The organism is Streptomyces sp. NPDC046881, from assembly GCF_040645015.1.
Lineage (GTDB): Bacteria > Actinomycetota > Actinomycetes > Streptomycetales > Streptomycetaceae > Streptomyces.
In genome coordinates this window covers 1-17,002 of record NZ_JBEYXJ010000047.1, presented here as the reverse complement: position 1 = coordinate 17,002, position 17,002 = coordinate 1, and the positions used below count along the sequence as shown (strand labels likewise).

Genomic DNA, 17,002 nt, shown 5'->3' with positions numbered 1-17,002 from the left:
GTATCCGCCGTGCTCCGCGTCCGTGGGGGCGAGGGTCGGCGGACCGTGACGAACAGGGACGGAGGGGTGCGAGATGGCGATCGTCTCGCCGGCGCAGGCACCGGTGCTGCGCCTGGTCCCGGCCCTGCTTCTGGTGCTGTTGCTCGCCCTGCCCGGTGCGCTGTTTGCCGTGGTGCGGCCGACCGGACCGCCGCGTGCGCCGTCTTTCCCCCGGCAGTGGTCCGGTCGCCCGCGGCTTCGCGCGGCCCGGCCTGGATCAGCCCAGGTGCGGGCCCGCCGTGCCCGCGAGGGACTCGAGGTCGCTCTTGCGGACCCTCAGCACCAACCAGGCGGTGAGGAAGGCCAGCCCGGCCATCGCGGCGGCCGGTATGAAGGCGGTGGAGATGCCGTGGGCGAGCACCTCGTGTCCCCAGGGCGCGGGCAACTGGTGCGTCTCGGCGAACCGCGCCTTCTGCTCCGGCGAGGCGCCGGCGAGGAACTTCGGCAACTGCTTCTTCGCCTCGTCCGTGCTGGCCGAACCGAAGACGGTCGTCAGGATGGACAGTCCGAGCGAACCGCCCACCTGCTGCATGGCGTTGAGCAGCCCGGACGCCGCGCCCGCCTCGTGCGGGGCCACACCGGACACGGCGGTGACGGTGGCCGTCACGAAGTTCAGGCCCATACCGAAGCCGAACACCAGCATGGGACCCAGCACTCCGCCCACGTAGGTGCTGTCGGGCCGGATGAAGGTCTGCCACGCCAGCCCGATCACCACGAGCGCCGAGCCGGCCATCATGAACGGCTTGGGGCCGAGCACCGGCAGGAAGCGCTGCGACAGACCCGCGCCCACCGCGATCGCGACGGTCACGGGCAGGAAGGCGACACCGGCCTCGATGGCGCTGTAGCCGAGCACGTTCTGCACGAACAGCACGATGTAGAAGAACATGCCGAACATCGCCGCGGCCAGGCTCAGCATGATCACGTACGTGCCCCAGCGGTTGCGGTCGGCGAACATCCTGAGCGGGGTGATCGGCTCCTTCGCCCGCATCTCGGTGACGACGAAGGCGAACAGCAGCACCACGGCCGCCCCGAAGGAGCCGAGGGTGAGCCCGTCCCGCCAGCCGTCCTCGGCGGCGCGGATGAACCCGTACACCAGCGAGGCCATGCCGACGGTGGAGGTCAGGGCGCCGGTGAGGTCGAAGCGTCCCGGGTGCCGCTCGGACTCGTTGATGTACAGCGGCGCGAGCGAGGCGATCAGCACACCGATGGGCACGTTGACGAACAGCACCCACCGCCAGTCGAGCCAGTCGGTGAGCATGCCCCCCGCAAGGAGGCCGATGGCACCGCCGCCCGCGGACACGGCGGCGAACACCCCGAAGGCCCGGTTGCGCTCCGGACCCTCGGGGAAGGTCGTTGTGATCAGCGCCAGCGCCGTGGGCGACGCGATCGCGCCACCCACGCCCTGCAGGGCCCGCGCGGCCAGCAACTGCCAGGGTTCCTGCGCCAGACCGCCCAGCAGGGAGGCGAAGGTGAACAGCAGGATGCCGGCCATGAACACCCGGCGGCGGCCGAGGATGTCACCGGCCCGCGCACCGAGGAGCAGCAGGCCACCGAAGGTGAGCGTGTAGGCGCTGACCACCCAAGTCAGATCGGTGGTGCTGAACTTGAGAGCGTCTTGAATGTGCGGGAGTGCGATATTCACAATCGTCGCGTCGAGTACCACCATGAGTTGGCAGGCCGCGATGACGGTGAGTGCGATGCCGGGATGCCCCTCCCGGCGGGCCGCGCCCGGCTTTGGTTCGTCCTTGAGCAACTGAGAGGTCGTCACTATGGGTCCCCCCTGAAGGCGTTAGTGAACGCTTGCGTTCACTGTCGCGTCCACGGTAGTGAGTCCCCAACAGTGAACGCAAGCGTTCACTTAATCGCGCGTCGCGTCCTGCGTCCCCCTGTTGCTGCAGCCCGGCGCCACTGCCCCCGGAATCCCCGCTTCCCTTGCATGCTGGAGAAATATGGTTACCTCGCGCTGGACGGCCGCCCCTGCCCGGACGGCGTCCCCTCGTCGGCGCGGTGCGGTGCTGGAGCGTGCGATCCTGAACGCCGCCCTGGAGCAGCTCAGTACGGTCGGCTGGAAGGGGCTGACCATGGAGGGCGTCGCAGCCGGCGCCCAGACCGGCAAGGCCGCGGTCTACCGCCGTTGGCCCTCCAAGGAGGACCTCGTCGCGGATGCCCTGGTGTCCGGACTGCCTCAGGTGGACAAGGCTCCGGACCTCGGCAGCGTGCGCGAAGACCTGCTCACCCTGTGCCGCCAGGTGCGGGACATCATGTACTCCCGCCCCGGTGTCGCCCTGCGTTCGGTCATTCACGAATGCGACCACGTGCAGGTTGCGCGCTTCGAAGGGGTCATCGTCGGGAGCGTCGTGGAGCCGACCGTCAAACTCCTTCGCGAGGTCATCACCCGTGGAATAGAGCGTGGAGAGGTCCGCGATGACGCGGCCAACGGATACGTCTTCGACGCCATCCCGGCCATGATGATGTACCGGTCGAAAATGTGCGCCAGCGAATGGAGCGACCAGGATCTGGTGGAGATGATCGACCAGCTGATGGTGCCGTTGCTGCGGCCCTACGGGACCTGACCGCCCCGGCCGGCGGGCTACGCGCGGGCCGGGTGACCGGGGTGTCGCGGGGTGACAGCGGCGGCGTACGCTAAGGGCGCCATGCCGTACGAACCACCTACTCACACCGTCGAGCGCTCCCTGCGCGCCACGACCGGAGCGAAGGTCATTGCCGGTGTCGACGAGGTGGGGCGCGGTGCCTGGGCCGGGCCCGTCACCGTCTGCGCGGCGATCACCGGACTGCGCCGCCCACCCGAGGGGCTGACCGACTCCAAACTGCTGACCCTCAAGCGGCGTACGGAACTCGCCCGGATCCTGCAGTCGTGGGTGACGGCCTATGCGCTGGGGCATGCTTCCCCCGAGGAGATCGACGACCTGGGGATGACGGCCGCGCTGCGGCTGGCCGCGGGCCGCGCACTGGACGCCCTGCCGGTGCGTCCCGAGGCTGTGATCCTCGACGGGAAGCACGACTACCTCGGTGCCCCCTGGCAGGTGCGCACGGTGATCAAAGGCGATCGGTCGTGCGTGGCCGTGGCGGCTGCGTCGGTGATCGCCAAGGTTCAGCGCGACAAAATGATGGCCGAACTGGGTGTCGACCATGCACACTTCGGATTTGCGGACAACGCCGGGTATCCGTCTCCCGTGCACAAGGCCGCACTGGCGGAGTGGGGGCCCACCCCGCACCACCGCTTGTCGTGGGCGTATCTTGATGCGTTGCCTCAGTGGCGGCACCTCAAGAAGGTCCGCAGCTGGGCGGACGGAAGCGTTCCGGAAATTGAGGGTCAGCTCGGCTTCGATTTCTGACGGTTCCGCTCGCACTGATGTGCCACCCGGTCATCCGCGCCGCACCAACGTTTGATAAATATCAGCTCATGCCTCTCATTCCCGAGGAGCCTCAGATTTACGAGAGTGCCCAGGGTCCCCGCGCCACGCCGGCCAGCGGCCGTACCGCGCCGACCCCCCGCCCCGTACCCGGCCCCCGCCCCGCGGCTCCGGCCCGCCCCGGTCGTCCCGGCCCTCCGCGGCCCGCGGCGCCGGTGCAGCGCACGCCGCGTGACGTGGCTCCGGCCAAGCCCGGCCCCTCCGGCCAGGCCGCTCCAGCCGCCACCGCGGCGAGCCCGCAGATCCAGCTGATCCCGGCCTCGGCCGAGGGGGCGCTCGACGCCGCCGAGGAGGCGGTGGACCTGCTCCTGGACTCGGGCCGTGCCCCCGGCGACGTGCTGGTGATCACCACTGGTAGCCAGCACCCGTGGGCCGAGCACGAACTGTCCTTCGGTGAAACGTCCTACTGGGCGCAGCACGACGCCGGCGACGACGTGTTCTATGCGGACGCCACCGTCGCCTCCCGCGCCGCGTCCCGCCCGGTGGTCGTCGTGGCCGTCAACGGAGGTCCCGCCTCCGCCGCTGCCACCGCCCTCCCGCTGGCGCACGCCCGAGCCGGTGCACTGCTGATCGTCTGCGGCGACCCGCAGCAGATCAACTCGGTGCTGGGCGCCGGCGTCTGAGCCGCGCCCGGCCCCTCGGGACACCGGGGTGCCGAAGGAGCCGCTCCGGCGGAATCCGCACGGTGCGGCTTTTGGCATGCCCGGACGACGGGCCGGCGTCGTACCGGTGGTGAGGCTGCCTTCCCGGATGCCCCGGGGAACGACAGGACGCCCCGGGGAGCGGCAGCGGGGTCGTCGGGCGGGTTTGATCCAGATCGCCGTGGTGGAGCGCCGAGTTCCGAGCCTGCGGCCGGCCTGAGCGGCCGCGGCTCAGGCGACCGGGCAGGCCGCTTCCCGGGCTGCTCTCGTGCCGGAACTCCAGGAGAGAGCCTGTGTCTGCTCTTCGGCGAGGTTCGCGGGGCGGGCCGGCTCGCCCGGTCACCGTCACACCGGTCCCGAGTGCCGCTCGTGCCGCCGACCGGCGGCACGAGTCGTCGTACCGCCGGTCCCGCCGTCTTCAGCGGGCCGCCGCCCGGCGCAGCACATCGGAGACCGGGCCGCCGGTGCGCGGCACCAGCGGCGGGGCCTCCGCGGTGGCGACGGGCTCCGGCACCGAGTGTGCGTTGGGCTGGCGTCCGCCGCGACCCTCGCCCAGCACCTGCCAGCCCTCGTGCGTCAGCGTGATGTACGCCCCGCACCGCAGGCCGTGCAGCGTGCAGGCATCGCGCAGCCCCCACATCCAGGCGCCGTCCTCCTCGGTCCAACGCGCGTCGCCCTCCCGGCAGTAGAGCAGGACGGCCGTGCGCACGGGGGTACGGCGACGCAGGTCGTGGGGGATCACCCGGCGCAGCTGGGCCAGCAGCGCGTTGCGGAACATCCAGCCGTCGGCCGGGGCCGGACGGCGCGTGAACGAGGCGCTGGCCTGCAGCCGCTCGTCCGGGTCCAGAACCGCCACGATCGCCGTGAGCGGCTTCGGGTGGTGGCGGGCGTGCAGCCCGCTGACGACCTCACGGGGGTTGCGCAGCAGAGGGATTCCGGCGGCGGCCCATTCGGCCGGCTCGAGCAGGCGACTGGCGGAAGCGGCGGACGCGGACGTCGACAACGAGGCCGCCGAGGACGAGGCGAATCCGAAGGTCACGTTCCTCCCTTCGGCTACGCGCCCATACTGCGGGCGAGGTCGGATTCGGGGGAGCGCGCACCGCAGCGGAGCCCAACCGGATCACGGACGAGCCGTGCGGGGAGCGGACCTCAATTCTTCCTGTCGAACTTGGTTGCGGCAACGAGCAATTGGGGCCGCCGACTGTTATCAGGTGGTGCGTGGCTTATATCCCTACCCAAAGGGTTGGCTCATGACGCCTGAGGTGTCCCGTCAGCGCCCGGCGAGCGGCCGCGCGAGCCTCCCGGACTCGCGAGGACCAGCCGCGACACACCGCTCGGTCCCGGGAGGCGCGGTGGCGACGCGCTGGTCACCCCTGGACGGCGAGGACCAGAGGCAGCACGCCGCGCGCCCCGGACTTGCGGAGCAGGCGTGCCGCGATAGCCAGGGTCCAGCCCGTCTCCGTGAAGTCGTCGACGAGCAGCACCGGGCCCTGCGCCTCGGCCAGCGTCGACGCCAGTGCGGGCGGCACCGTCAACGCGCCGTCGAGGGCCTTCAGCCGCTGCGCGCTGTTGCTGCGCGGCAACCGGGGCGCGTCCCCGCCGTATTCCACCGAGCCGAGCAGCGGCAGCCGGCCGACCTCGGCGATCCGCGCGCCCAGGGAGTGGATCAGCCGGGGCCGGCTGCGTGAGGCCACGGTGACCACGCCCACCGGCCGGGGCTGGGCGTCGGAGACACCGGAGGCCCAGCCGCCGGGACCCCGGGCCCAGTCCGCCAGGACATCGACCACGGCTCGCGCCACGTCGTCCGGCACGTCGGCGTCCGGCGTCTGGGGAGCGAGCAGCGGCCGCAGCCGGTTGCCCCAGCCGATGTCCGACAGGCGCCCCAGGGCACGCCCCGATGAGGCCTGCTCTCCGGCCGGGATACGGCCCTTGAGGTCGATGCCGATGGCCGGGAGGCCGGTCGGCCACATGCGACGGGGCTCCACTTCCACCCCCGCCCGCCCCAGGTCGCTCCGCGCCGCGTCCAGCGCCGTGGCGGACAGGTCGGACGTGAAGCGGGGGCCCGCGCAGTTGTCGCAGCGGCCACAGGGTTTGGCGCCCTCGTCGTCCAGGTGACGCTGGAGGAACTCCATCCGGCACTCGGTGGTGGTCGCGTACTCGCGCATCGCCTGCTGCTCGGCCGCGCGCTGCCGGGCGACCCACGCGTAGCGCTCGGCGTCGTACGACCACGGCTGTCCGGTCGCGATCCAGCCGCCCTTGACGCGGCGCACCGCCCCGTCCACGTCGAGGACCTTCAGCATGGTCTCCAGGCGTGAGCGGCGCAGCTCGACCAGCGGCTCCAGAGCGGGCAGCGACAGGGGCCCGTCCGCCCGGGCGAGGACGTCCAGTGTGCGCCGCACCAGATCCTCGGAGGGGAAGGCCAGCGAGGCGAAGTACTCCCAGATCGCCTCGTCCTCCTTGCCCGGCAGCAGCAGTACCTCGGCGTGGTCGACGCCGCGGCCGGCCCGGCCGACCTGCTGGTAATAGGCGATGGGGGAGGAGGGCGAGCCGAGATGCACCACGAAACCGAGATCCGGCTTGTCGAAGCCCATGCCGAGCGCGGAGGTGGCGACCAGCGCCTTGACGCGGTTGGCGAGCAGGTCGTCCTCGGCCTGCTGCCGGTCGGCGTTCTCCGTCTTGCCCGTGTACGAGGCGACGGCGTGCCCGCGCTGCCGCAGGAAGGCGGTGACCTCCTCGGCGGCGGCGACGGTGAGCGTGTAGATGATGCCGGACCCCGGCAGGTCGTCGAGATGGTCCGCGAGCCAGGCCATCCGGTGCGCGGCGTCCGGGAGGCGCAGCACGCCGAGGCTCAGACTCTCCCGGTCGAGCGGCCCGCGCAGCACCAGAGCGTCGGAGGTGCCGCCCGTGCCGAGCTGCTCGGCGACGTCCGCGGTCACCCGCGCGTTGGCCGTCGCGGTGGTGGCCAGTACCGGGACGCCGGGCGGCAGGTCGCCGAGCATGGTGCGCAGGCGGCGGTAGTCGGGGCGGAAGTCGTGGCCCCAGTCGGAGATGCAGTGGGCCTCGTCCACGACCAGCAGGCCGGTGGCGGCGGACAGCTTGGGCAGGACCTGGTCACGGAAGTCGGGGTTGTTCAGCCGCTCCGGCGAGACGAGCAGCACGTCGACGTCGCCCGCCGCGATCTCGGCCTGGACGGACTCCCACTCCTCGGTGTTGGCGGAGTTGATGGTCCGGGCGTGGATGCCGGCCCGGCCCGCGGCCTCCACCTGGTTCCGCATGAGCGCGAGCAGCGGCGAGACGATCACCGTGGGCCCGCTTCCGCCGGCCCGCAGCAGCGACGTCGCCACGAAGTACACCGCGGACTTGCCCCATCCCGTGCGCTGCACGACCAGGGCCCGGCGCCGGTCGGCGACCAGTGCCTCGATCGCCCGCCACTGGTCTTCGCGCAGCCGGGCGGCGCCGGTGGCATCCCCGACGAGACGGGCGAGGACGGCGTCGGCCTGTGCGCGGAGGTCCGCGTTGCTCGTGTGCTCCATGCGTCCCATACAACAGGACGGGACCGACAACCGGGCGGGCCAGGGCCGAGGCTGTGGACGACGAGAACGGCCTTGTCGTGTCCCTGATTCGACTTATCCACAGGCTCAACCGGAATCTCAAGATCCGCGAGATCGTCGGCGCATGACGAATCACAGCGAAACCACCGGACCGTTCGAAAGCAACGACATCTCGGGGCAGGAGCCGCCGTCCGGGCCGACCGAGCACGCCACCCAGGTCACTCTGCGCACCCCGGCCGAGCTGGCCGACGCCCTGCCCTACCTCCTCGGCTACCGCCCCGAGGACAGCATGGTGCTCGTCGCCCTGCACGACCACGCGGGCCGCGGCAGGTTCGGCGGCCGGGCCCGGCTCGGCATCCCCGCCAACGACGAGGACTGGGAGGCTGCCGCCCGGCAGCTGGCCCGCGGGCTGGTGACCGGCAGCGAGCGGCGCGGCGGCCGGCCCGAGCGGATGGTGGCCTACGTCTGCCAGGAGCCGGGTCCGGGAGAGTCCGGCCGGGACGTCAAACGGCGGCTGGAGAGGCTGGCCCACCTGATGCGCACCGAGTGCGGCAGCCTCGACGTGCCGGTCATCGAGGCCCTGTGCATCTCGGACGGCCGATTCTGGTCGTACTGCTGCCCGGTCGAGGGCTGCTGCCCCGCGGACGGCTCACCGATGGGCCTCCCCGGCACCTCCGTGCTCGCGGCCGCGGCCACCTACGCCGGAATCCAGGTGCGCGGCACCCTGCGGGAGCTGCGCGCCAGGCTCCAGCCGTGGGAGACCACTGCCGCACTGGAACAGGAGATCGCTCTGGACGCGGTCGGCATGAGCGTGGTGCCCCGCATGCTGGACGAGGGGAGCCGCCTGGAAGTGGCGGAGGAGACCATCGCCCTCGCCGAGCGGATCATCCGCCGCTACGCCACGGCCACGCCGGTCTCCGGCACTCACCCCGCGGACGTACGCGACGACGACCTCCTCGCGGACGACGAGGCGGCAACCCTGATCCTCGGTCTCCAGGACCGCACGACCCGCGACAAGGCCGCCGCCTGGATGGAAGGAGACGAGGCCGGTCCGGCGCTCCGCCTCTGGCGCGCCCTGGCCCGCCGCTGTGTCGGACCCTACGGCGAGCACGCCGCCGCACCGCTGACCCTCGCGGGCTGGGTCGCCTGGTCCACGGGCGACGAACTGGAGGCACGGGAAGCACTGGCCATGGCACTGGCCGCGGACCCCGACTACCTCTTCGCCCGCCTGCTCCACCAAGCCTGCAACGAAGGACTCGACCCCGAGGCGGTCCGCCGCTGCCTGCGCGCCGAACGGGCGGAGCACACGCCGACCCGACCGACGCCCCCGGCACCTCAGCCTGCTCTCGCCGAGCCTCCGCAGGCCCCGCCCCTGGCGCCCGAAGCCGACCCCCAGCAGAGCGACCAGCATGCCGAACCCGGCTCCAGGAAGGGCGGGCAGCGACGGCGCCGCGTACGCGGCGAGGGGGACGACGGCCGCCACACGGCCCGGGCGAAGCGAGACCGGCGGAGGCCGGCCGACTCCCGCCCCCGGACGCCCGCCACCGACGCCACCGGCCCCGGCACCCGCGGCCCGGCCGCCACACGCACCCGTGCGGCGGCCCCCGGTGACGCCACGCCTGGCGGCGTCCCGTCGGACAGCCGCCAGCCCGAGGCCGACGGATGAACGCCGGCCGGCGGGAGTCGGACCGGCGTGGGCGCTCACCGGAACGCCGACGCCAGCCGATCGCCGCGGGGCCGGACGCCCGCAGCCCGAGTGCCACGCGCATGGGTGTGGGCTGGCGGTGCCTTGGCGGCCGGCCGGCACCTGCGGCGCGGGGTGGACGGACGAGGGTCGGCCGGCGCAAGTCCAGGCAGGCATCAGCTCCCCGGGAACGGGTGTCACTCACCGATGCCGCCGGTCCCGGCACCGGCGGCATCGGCCGGCACGCGCACGCACGCGGTGGCTCGCGGCGACGCCACGTGCGGCGGTGTGCCGTCGGCCGGCCGGCACCCGCAGCTTGTCGGACGAACGCCCGTCGGCGCGGGTCCGAGCCGGCGCCGGCGTTCACCGGAACGGCCGACGTTCCAGCGGCGGACACCGGAGACGGCACCGCACACCAGCGGACCGCATTTCCAGCGCAGAGCCGAGGTCGGCGGGCCTGGCGGGCTCTGACCGGCCGCCCCAGCCGGCCGGTCACACCGCCATTCGGTCGTCTTCCGTCAGGCGAGCCGTGACCCGGGCGAGTCCGCTTCCGTTCACCTGAGTGGCGGAACGCCTGAACGGGCGCTGCCGTCGAACCTCCCCCGTCCTCCGGGGCGGCCCACCGACCGCCCAGCACGTCCGAGGCGCACCGAGCGCAGAAGAAGCGACGCCATGCACCAACAGCCGACTCCGCCCTCCACCGCCGAACGTCCGCCCTGGAGCAGGCACGAGCCGTTCCCGACGGCAGGCCCCCGCCCCGGCACACCGGCGCCCACCGATCCACCACCGCCGTCGTCCGGGGACCCACGTCCGCCGTCCCCGGCCACCCAGCCGAGCCCTGCGTCCCCCGCCACCACCCGGCCCCGCCGTCCCGCCACGGCACCGCCCGGCCGCCCGGCACTCGAGCTGCCGCCCACGCACACCGCACTGATCTGTGTGGCTCTGCCCGGCCTCGTCATCTCCGGCGAGCCGGGCCAACTGGCCGGCCGGGGACTGGACGGGTTCTACCGAGGCGGCAGACGCCTGCTCTCCCGGTGCCAGGTCCGGGTGGCAGGCCGCGAGCCGCTGCCGGTGCAGGCCAGGATGACCGGAGCCGACAGCGCCCGCTTCGTGGGGACGCTGCGCGCTTCCCCGGCCGCCGGCCCCGACCCCGATGTCGTCGTCGAACGGACCCGTCACGCCGACGGCACGGAACGCATCACACTCCGCAACGCCGCCCTGCGCCCGCTGCGCCTGCCCGTCGAGATCGCCCTCGGCACCGACCTGGCGGAACTCGCCGCCATCGCCGCCGGTGCCGCAGTCCCCGAACTCCCGGCCAGCGTTCACGACTCGGGCCTGCGCTGGGCCACGGCCGACGCAGCCGCCTGCGTCACCGCTGACCCTCCGCCCTCCGACGCCTTGGCGTCCGCCGGACTCCTGCGCTGGGAGCTGGAACTGCCACCGGCCGGGACGGCGACGGTGGAGCTGCGGGTGCGGCCCGAAGGCGCAGGCCCTCTGCGACCAGCCGGACACGCGGCCACCAGCCCCCTGGCCCCCGCGAGGGCGGCGGGCGACGACCCCCGGGTGGCCCCGCTGCTGCACTCGGCCGTCGCCGACCTCCAGGCACTGCTCCTGCGCGACCCCGCACACCCGTCCGACACCTATCTCGCGGCCGGCGCCCCCTGGCGTTGCGGAATGGCTCCCGCCGAGGCGCTCGCCGCCGCCCGCATGACGCTGCCCCTGGGTACCCGCCTCGCCGCGGGCACCCTGCGCACCCTGGCCCGCACCCAGCTCCGGGGCCCGGACCCCCGGGCCGGCATGATCCCGGGCCCCCGGCGCGACGCCGGCCCGCACCTTCCACCGAGCTGCACCGGAACCGAGGCCACCCTGCTCTTCCCCGTCCTGCTCGCCGAAGCCCGCCGCTGGGGGCTCCCCGAGCAGGAGACACAGGAACTGCTGCCCGCGGCCGAGCGCTGCCTGACCTGGCTGCGGACCACCGTCGGCGACGGCACCTACCTCCCCGACCCGCACCCCGGGGGTCCGGCCCGCTGCGAAACCCAGGCCCACGCCTATCGCGCCGCCCTGATCGGCGCCGATCTCCTCGATGCCTACGACAGACCGGGCGCCACGGAGCTACACCAGTGGGCCCAGACCCTGCGGACCGCCTTCCTGGCCGACTTCTGGGTGGAGGACCGCGGCGGCGGCCGCCCGGCCGCGGCCCTCGCCCCCGACGGCCGCCCCGTGCCCCACCTGTCCGCCACCGCCGTCCACCTCCTCGACACCGGCCTGCTCGGCGGCGGCCGACCGGCCCCCGGCCTGCTCGACAAGGTGCACACCGAACACCTCGCCCGGCTGCTCGGCACCCCCGCCATGGACGCGGGCTGGGGACTGCGGAGCCTCGGGGCCAAGGAGGCGGGACACAACCCGTTCGGTCACCGGACGGGAGCGGTGCGGGTCCAGGAGACCGCACTCGCCGTCGCGGGACTGGCGGCGGCCGGCTACGAGAAGGAGGCGTCCGGCCTGCTGAAAGGGCTGCTGGAAGCGGCGGAACACTTCGGTCACCGGCTGCCCGAGATGTTCGCCGGCGAACAGCGCTCCGTCGGCGCCGCGCCCCTCCCGCACCCCGCCGCCTGCCGCCCGGCGGCCACCGCCGCGGCCTCCGTGGTCCTGCTGCTCACCGCCCTCGCCGGTATCCGTCCCGACGTCCCGGCCCGCACCGTCACCCTGCGGCCCGTGCGGAGCGCCCCGCTCGGCGAACTCAACCTCAGCGGAATGCGTGTCGCGGGCGCGCCCTTCGCCGTACGGATCAGCCGACTGGGACTGGCCATGGTGGAGGAGGCGGCGGACGGCCTGCAACTGGGCGCCTGAGCTCCCCGCCAGGCTGGTGACCTCGAACGACACCACCGGTCCGGCGGAGAGGAAGCCGGCCCGGCAAGCCGTACCGGAACGAAGCGGAACCACCACCGATGCGCCCGATGAGGGGAGTGTTTATCGTCAGGAAGACGACTATGATCGCGGCATGCCCTACGACCCGTCAGCCTTTCCGCCCTTCGCCGTCACCGTGGACCTGGTCGTGCTGACCGTGCGCCGCCATGCCCTGTGCGCGCTGGCGGTCCGCCGGGGTGAGCCCCCCTTCCAGGGGCGCTGGGCGCTGCCCGGCGGCTTCGTACGGGCCGACGAGGACCTGTCCCAGGCGGCGGCACGCGAGCTGGCCGAGGAGACCGGGCTGTGCGCCCACGACCCCGCGGTCCCGGCCCAGGACAACGGAGCCCACCTGGAACAGCTCGCCACCTACGGCGACCCCAAGAGGGACCCGCGCATGCGCGTGGTCAGCGTCGCGCACCTCGCGCTCGCCCCCGACCTGCCCGCACCGCGCGCCGGAGGCGACGCCAGCAACGCCCGCTGGGCCCCGGTCGAGGAACTGCTCCAACAGGGTGGTTACGGCCGCGACGGCGAACCCGTGGCACCGCTCGCCTTCGACCACGCCCAGATCCTCGCCGACGGAGTGGAACGCGCCCGCTCCAAGATCGAGTACTCGTCGCTGGCCACCGCCTTCTGCCCGCCCGAGTTCACCGTCGGAGAGCTGCGCAGGGTGTACGAGGCGGTGTGGGGCGTGGCACTCGACCCGCGTAACTTCCACCGCAAGGTCACCGGGACCCCGGGATTCCTCGTCCCCACGGGCGGTACGACCACACGCCAGGGCGGCAGGCCGGCCCAGCTGTTCCGCGCCGGCGGCGCCACCCTGCTCAACCCGCCGATGCTGCGCCCCGAGGTCTGAGAGGCACGGCGGCGGGCCTGTCGCCCGACCGGCACGCCGGTCGCCCCTGCCGAGCACGAGGCCGAGCACGATCTCCCCGTCGTGCTCCATCGAACGGCGGACAGATGAGGCGACAGACCACGCGGCTTGTGCTCACAAGGCGCCTTATAACGGAAAAACCGGATATCTCGCGCTATCTTGCTGCAGGTGATCCAGGCCTTCGGACTGACCAGCAATCCCCGCAAGGCGCATCCGCCCGCCGTCGACGACGTCTCCTTCGAAGCGCGCGCCGGGCATGTCACCGCGCTCCTCGGGAACGCCGGCGCGGGCAAGACGACGGCGCTCAAACTGATGCTTGAGCTCCAAACGGGGCGCGGCATCACCTACTTCAGAGGCCGTCCCCTGCATGCGATCACCCACCCTTCGCGGGAAGTCGGCGTACTCCTCGCCGACGTACCGGGTCACCCGTCCCGCACGGTCCGCGGGCACCTGCGCATGCTGTGCGCCGCGGCGGGAGTTCCCGCGCGACGAGCCGACGAGGTCCTCGAAGTGGTCGGTCTCGTCAGCCTCCGTGAAGAGCGCCTGGGCACGCTGTCCCGAGGCATGGACCGCAGACTCGGCCTCGCCTGCGCCCTGCTGCCCGACCCGCACACGCTCGTCCTGGACGAGCCGACGGACGGTCTCTCCGTCCGGGAGGCCCAGTGGCTGCACGGCATGCTGCGGGCCCACGCCACCCAGGGCGGCACGGTGCTCTTCACCACGGCCGACACCAAGGAGGCCGCACGCACCGCCGACCGGGTCGTCACGCTCGACGGCGGCAGACTCGTCGCCGACCAGGAGGCCAGGGACTTCGCCCGCACCCGGCTGCGCCCGCGCGTGGCCGTCCGCAGCCCCCACGCCGCCCGCCTCGCGGCCCTGCTCACCAAGGACGCCCGCACCGCCCGCCGCTCCGTCGAAGTCGTCCGTGAGGGCGGCAACCGCCTGTCGGTGTACGGCACGACGACCGCCGAAGTCGGCGAGATCGCGTTCCATCACGGCATCCTCGTCCACCAACTGGCCGACGAAGTCGGCGACATGGGGCCGGGCGCCGGTACCGAGGACGGCGGCGGGAAAGGCTCCGCCGAGCCCCAGCAGGTCCTGCAGGACGCGTCGGCGGACCGGAAGGCCCGCCCGGAACGCGGCCCGGCGGAACAGGCCCCGGCCGCCTTCGACACCCCGCACGGGGAGCGGGAGCGCGCCCCGGCCGGCCGGGCGCGGGCGGATGGCGAACACGTGGCGTCCGGTGTCTCCACACGGGAATCCGGCCCCGCCGCACTCGGCGGCTCACCCGCGGACCCCGGCCGAGCCGTGGACGTGTCCTCGCCGGCACCCGTGCACGCGAGGGTCGAGGTGTCGCAAAACCCCATGACTGCCGGCCCTCCGGTGGAGGAGCCGCACACCACCGGGCCGACAGCGGAATCCGGCTCCATGACGCCCGACCCTGCAACGGCCGGACCACACACCGCCGCCCTCGACCGGTCCGCACCGGATCCGGACACGCCGGCGCGGGGACTCCCGGTCGCGCCGGAGCCCGACCCGGCCACCGCCGACGGCGAGTGGCCCGCATCCGGCCAAGCTGTCGCTGAAGCCGCGCCGGACCGTCCGCCGACCTGCGACGGATCACCGGCCGCCATGGCCTCGCCGGAGGACGGCGCGGCGCACAGCCCGACCACGCCCCGCGAGAAGGGCGCGGCCGGTGGCAGCCTCGGCGAGACGCCTGCCAGAGCCGGCGCCGGCCGGTCCAGCGGCGCGGCGGCCACCCCCGCCCCCGGCACGGGCGGAGTGGTGACAGCCTCCGAGCCGGAGACCGGCAGCGCCCGCACCCCGGCCAGGACCGGCACCGGCGCCCGCACCTTCCTCCCCGGTGCCAGGAACCCCGACGCCCGGCAGTGGCAGGCCGACCGCACCAGCCGCCCCGACGGTGTCCGCTCCCTCGCCGCCCCCTCCCCCCTCCCGCCCCCCATCTCCGTCCGCCCCGCCCGCAGCCCCCTGCGCCCCCTGCGCTACGAACTCCGGCGCGCCACCGGAATCGGTACCGGCTTCCTGACCTGCGGCGCCGTGCTGGTGGTGTCCGCGCTCACCGCCGTACTCCTGGCGCGGCTCGGTCACACTCCGAAGGAGCGGCTGTTCGCGGCGTGGCCGCGGGAGCTGCCGCTGCCGCCCGCGGCGCTCGCGGCAGGGCTGCTCGGCGCACTGGCCTTCGGGGACGAGTTCCGCCACCCCGCCCTGGCGGCGGACCGCGGCACCGTCCCCCGCCGGCTGGGGCTGCTCACCGCGAAGCTGCTCGTCTCCGGAGCCACCGCGCTGCTGCTGGCCTTCCTCACCGTGGGCTGCGACGCCGAAGTGCTCTACATCGTCTACGGACGGGAGCTGACGGAAGTTCCCGCGGACTGGCTTTCGCTCACCGCCGGTTGGTTCGGGCTGGTCGTCGGCTGCGCCTGGGCCGGTGTGCTGGCGGCCGGGGTGTTCCGGTCCACGACGGCCGGACTGGCCGCCGTCCTCGCCGTACCCGTCCTCGTCGTACCCCTCGTGCACCGGGCCCTGCAGGGCCCGGCCCTGCGGATGGCGGCCGACTTCCCGGTGCGGTTGCGGGAGGTCTACCTGCTGCAGTGGCCGTTCGGAGGCGAGCGGTACCTGCTCGCGGCCGCGCGGATCCTCGCCCAACCCGTGGGTGGAGCACTGGCGTTGTCGCTCGCGGCGCTGCTCTGTGCCTACCTGCTCACGGCACTGCGCACCCGCTTCCGATGACTACCGTGCGTACGCTTCCGGTTCCGATGTGCACACAACTCCCCGAAGAAAGCCCATTTCTTTCCGATAAGGCGTCAATTGCGACGGCGTGAGCGATCACCCTTTCGTGTGCTTTTCACCAAAGACCTCAAGGGAGTTGGAGGCGACGCCGACAAAGGATCCGTGAGTACCCTTGCGCACACCATGATGACCGCCGCCCGCTCCGCAGACTCTGGTCTGGTCGGCCCGGGCGAACTCGACCGCTACCCCTACGCCGAGGCCCCGGTGGCCGACCGCGTCGGCGCGCCCCACTGGGACACCGGGGAGCCGGAGCTGGGCCGTGTCGGCCGGCGGGCCGCGGGCAGCCGCGGACGCGGGCTGCACGGACAACTCGTCCAGCAGCTGGGGCAGATGATCGTCTCCGGCGACCTCGGGGCGGACCGCCCGCTGGTGCCGGAGGAGATCGGCCAGCGTTTCGAGGTGTCCCGCACCGTCGTCCGCGAGTCCCTCCGCGTCCTCGAGGCCAAGGGCCTGGTCAGCGCCCGCCCGAACGTCGGCACGCGCGTACGTCCCGTCAGTGACTGGAACCTCCTCGATCCGGACATCATCGAGTGGCGGGCCTTCGGGCCGCAGCGCGACGACCAGCGCCGGGAGCTGAGCGAGCTGCGCTGGACGATCGAGCCGCTCGCCGCCCGTCTCGCCGCCGGGCACGGGCGCGAGGAGGTGCAGCAGCGCCTCTGTGACATGGTCGAGATCATGAGCCACGCCATGGCGCAGGGCGACGCGCTCACCTACTCGCGCGCCGACACCGAGTTCCACGCGCTGCTCATCCAGATCGCGGGCAACCGCATGCTGGAGCACCTCTCCGGCATCGTCTCGGCGGCCCTCCAGGTCTCCGGCGGCCCGGTCACGGCCTGCGACCGGCCGAACGAGGCGTCCCTGGCCCAGCACGCGCGGATCGTGGACGCGCTGGGCACCGGCGACGGTACGGCGGCGGAGGCGGCCATGCGCCAGCTGCTCACGGTCCACCCCGAGGTGGAGCGTGTGGTGCCTGCCCCGCGCGAGCACTGACCTCGCGAGGGGCGCGGTGCGGTCGCCGGTGTGCGGCGTGCTCGTGGTGCTCACGGCGGCGCCGGGCCACGGGCGCCGGC

Annotated in this window: 11 protein-coding genes; 8 read left to right on the top strand and 3 right to left on the bottom strand. The window is 73.4% G+C overall.

Features of this window, described 5'->3' with window-relative positions:
• Positions 1-256 precede the first annotated feature (256 nt).
• Positions 257-1,807, bottom strand: coding sequence for an MFS transporter (locus ABZ923_RS22395; RefSeq protein WP_361474588.1), 1,551 nt, complete (start codon positions 1,805-1,807; stop codon positions 257-259).
• Positions 1,808-1,988: 181 nt separating this feature from the next.
• On the opposite strand from ABZ923_RS22395, the gene ABZ923_RS22390 reads away from it, so the two are divergent.
• From ABZ923_RS22390 to ABZ923_RS22380, 3 genes are all read left to right on the top strand, one after another.
• On the top strand, positions 1,989-2,612 hold the full coding sequence (locus ABZ923_RS22390) for a TetR/AcrR family transcriptional regulator (RefSeq protein WP_361474585.1): 624 nt from the start codon (positions 1,989-1,991) through the stop codon (positions 2,610-2,612).
• Positions 2,613-2,693: 81 nt separating this feature from the next.
• A complete protein-coding gene (locus ABZ923_RS22385) occupies positions 2,694-3,395 on the top strand; it encodes a ribonuclease HII (protein ID WP_361474582.1) in 702 nt (233 codons plus the stop codon).
• 68 nt (positions 3,396-3,463) lie between these two features.
• The gene (locus ABZ923_RS22380; protein WP_361474579.1) at positions 3,464-4,096 is read left to right on the top strand and encodes a hypothetical protein; all 633 of its coding nucleotides are present in this window, start codon (positions 3,464-3,466) and stop codon (positions 4,094-4,096) included.
• 436 nt (positions 4,097-4,532) lie between these two features.
• On the opposite strand, the gene ABZ923_RS22375 is transcribed toward ABZ923_RS22380, so the two are convergent.
• Both ABZ923_RS22375 and ABZ923_RS22370 read right to left on the bottom strand, forming a co-directional pair.
• Positions 4,533-5,153 carry a hypothetical protein gene (locus tag ABZ923_RS22375; RefSeq protein ID WP_361474577.1) on the bottom strand — a complete coding sequence of 207 codons (621 nt, stop codon included), beginning with the start codon at positions 5,151-5,153 and terminating at the stop codon, positions 4,533-4,535.
• A 328-nt stretch (positions 5,154-5,481) separates the two neighbouring features.
• Complete coding sequence (locus ABZ923_RS22370; protein ID WP_361474574.1) at positions 5,482-7,647, bottom strand: RecQ family ATP-dependent DNA helicase; 2,166 nt, start codon at positions 7,645-7,647, stop codon at positions 5,482-5,484.
• 142 nt (positions 7,648-7,789) lie between these two features.
• Here ABZ923_RS22370 and ABZ923_RS22365 point away from each other — a divergent pair, with 142 nt between their 5' ends.
• The 5 genes from ABZ923_RS22365 (at position 7,790) to ABZ923_RS22345 (ending at position 16,922) form a co-directional block, all read left to right on the top strand.
• Entirely contained in the window at positions 7,790-9,331 is a 1,542-nt protein-coding gene (locus ABZ923_RS22365; protein WP_361474571.1) for a DUF4192 domain-containing protein, read from the top strand.
• A 954-nt stretch (positions 9,332-10,285) separates the two neighbouring features.
• Positions 10,286-12,196, top strand: coding sequence for a glycogen debranching N-terminal domain-containing protein (locus ABZ923_RS22360; protein WP_361474568.1), 1,911 nt, complete (start codon positions 10,286-10,288; stop codon positions 12,194-12,196).
• Positions 12,197-12,347: 151 nt separating this feature from the next.
• Positions 12,348-13,106 carry an NUDIX hydrolase gene (locus ABZ923_RS22355; protein ID WP_361474565.1) on the top strand — a complete coding sequence of 253 codons (759 nt, stop codon included), beginning with the start codon at positions 12,348-12,350 and terminating at the stop codon, positions 13,104-13,106.
• 186 nt (positions 13,107-13,292) lie between these two features.
• The gene (locus ABZ923_RS22350) at positions 13,293-15,872 is read left to right on the top strand and encodes an ATP-binding cassette domain-containing protein (protein ID WP_361474562.1); all 2,580 of its coding nucleotides are present in this window, start codon (positions 13,293-13,295) and stop codon (positions 15,870-15,872) included.
• A 162-nt stretch (positions 15,873-16,034) separates the two neighbouring features.
• On the top strand, positions 16,035-16,922 hold the full coding sequence (locus tag ABZ923_RS22345) for a FadR/GntR family transcriptional regulator (RefSeq protein ID WP_361474560.1): 888 nt from the start codon (positions 16,035-16,037) through the stop codon (positions 16,920-16,922).
• Positions 16,923-17,002: the final 80 nt, after the last annotated feature.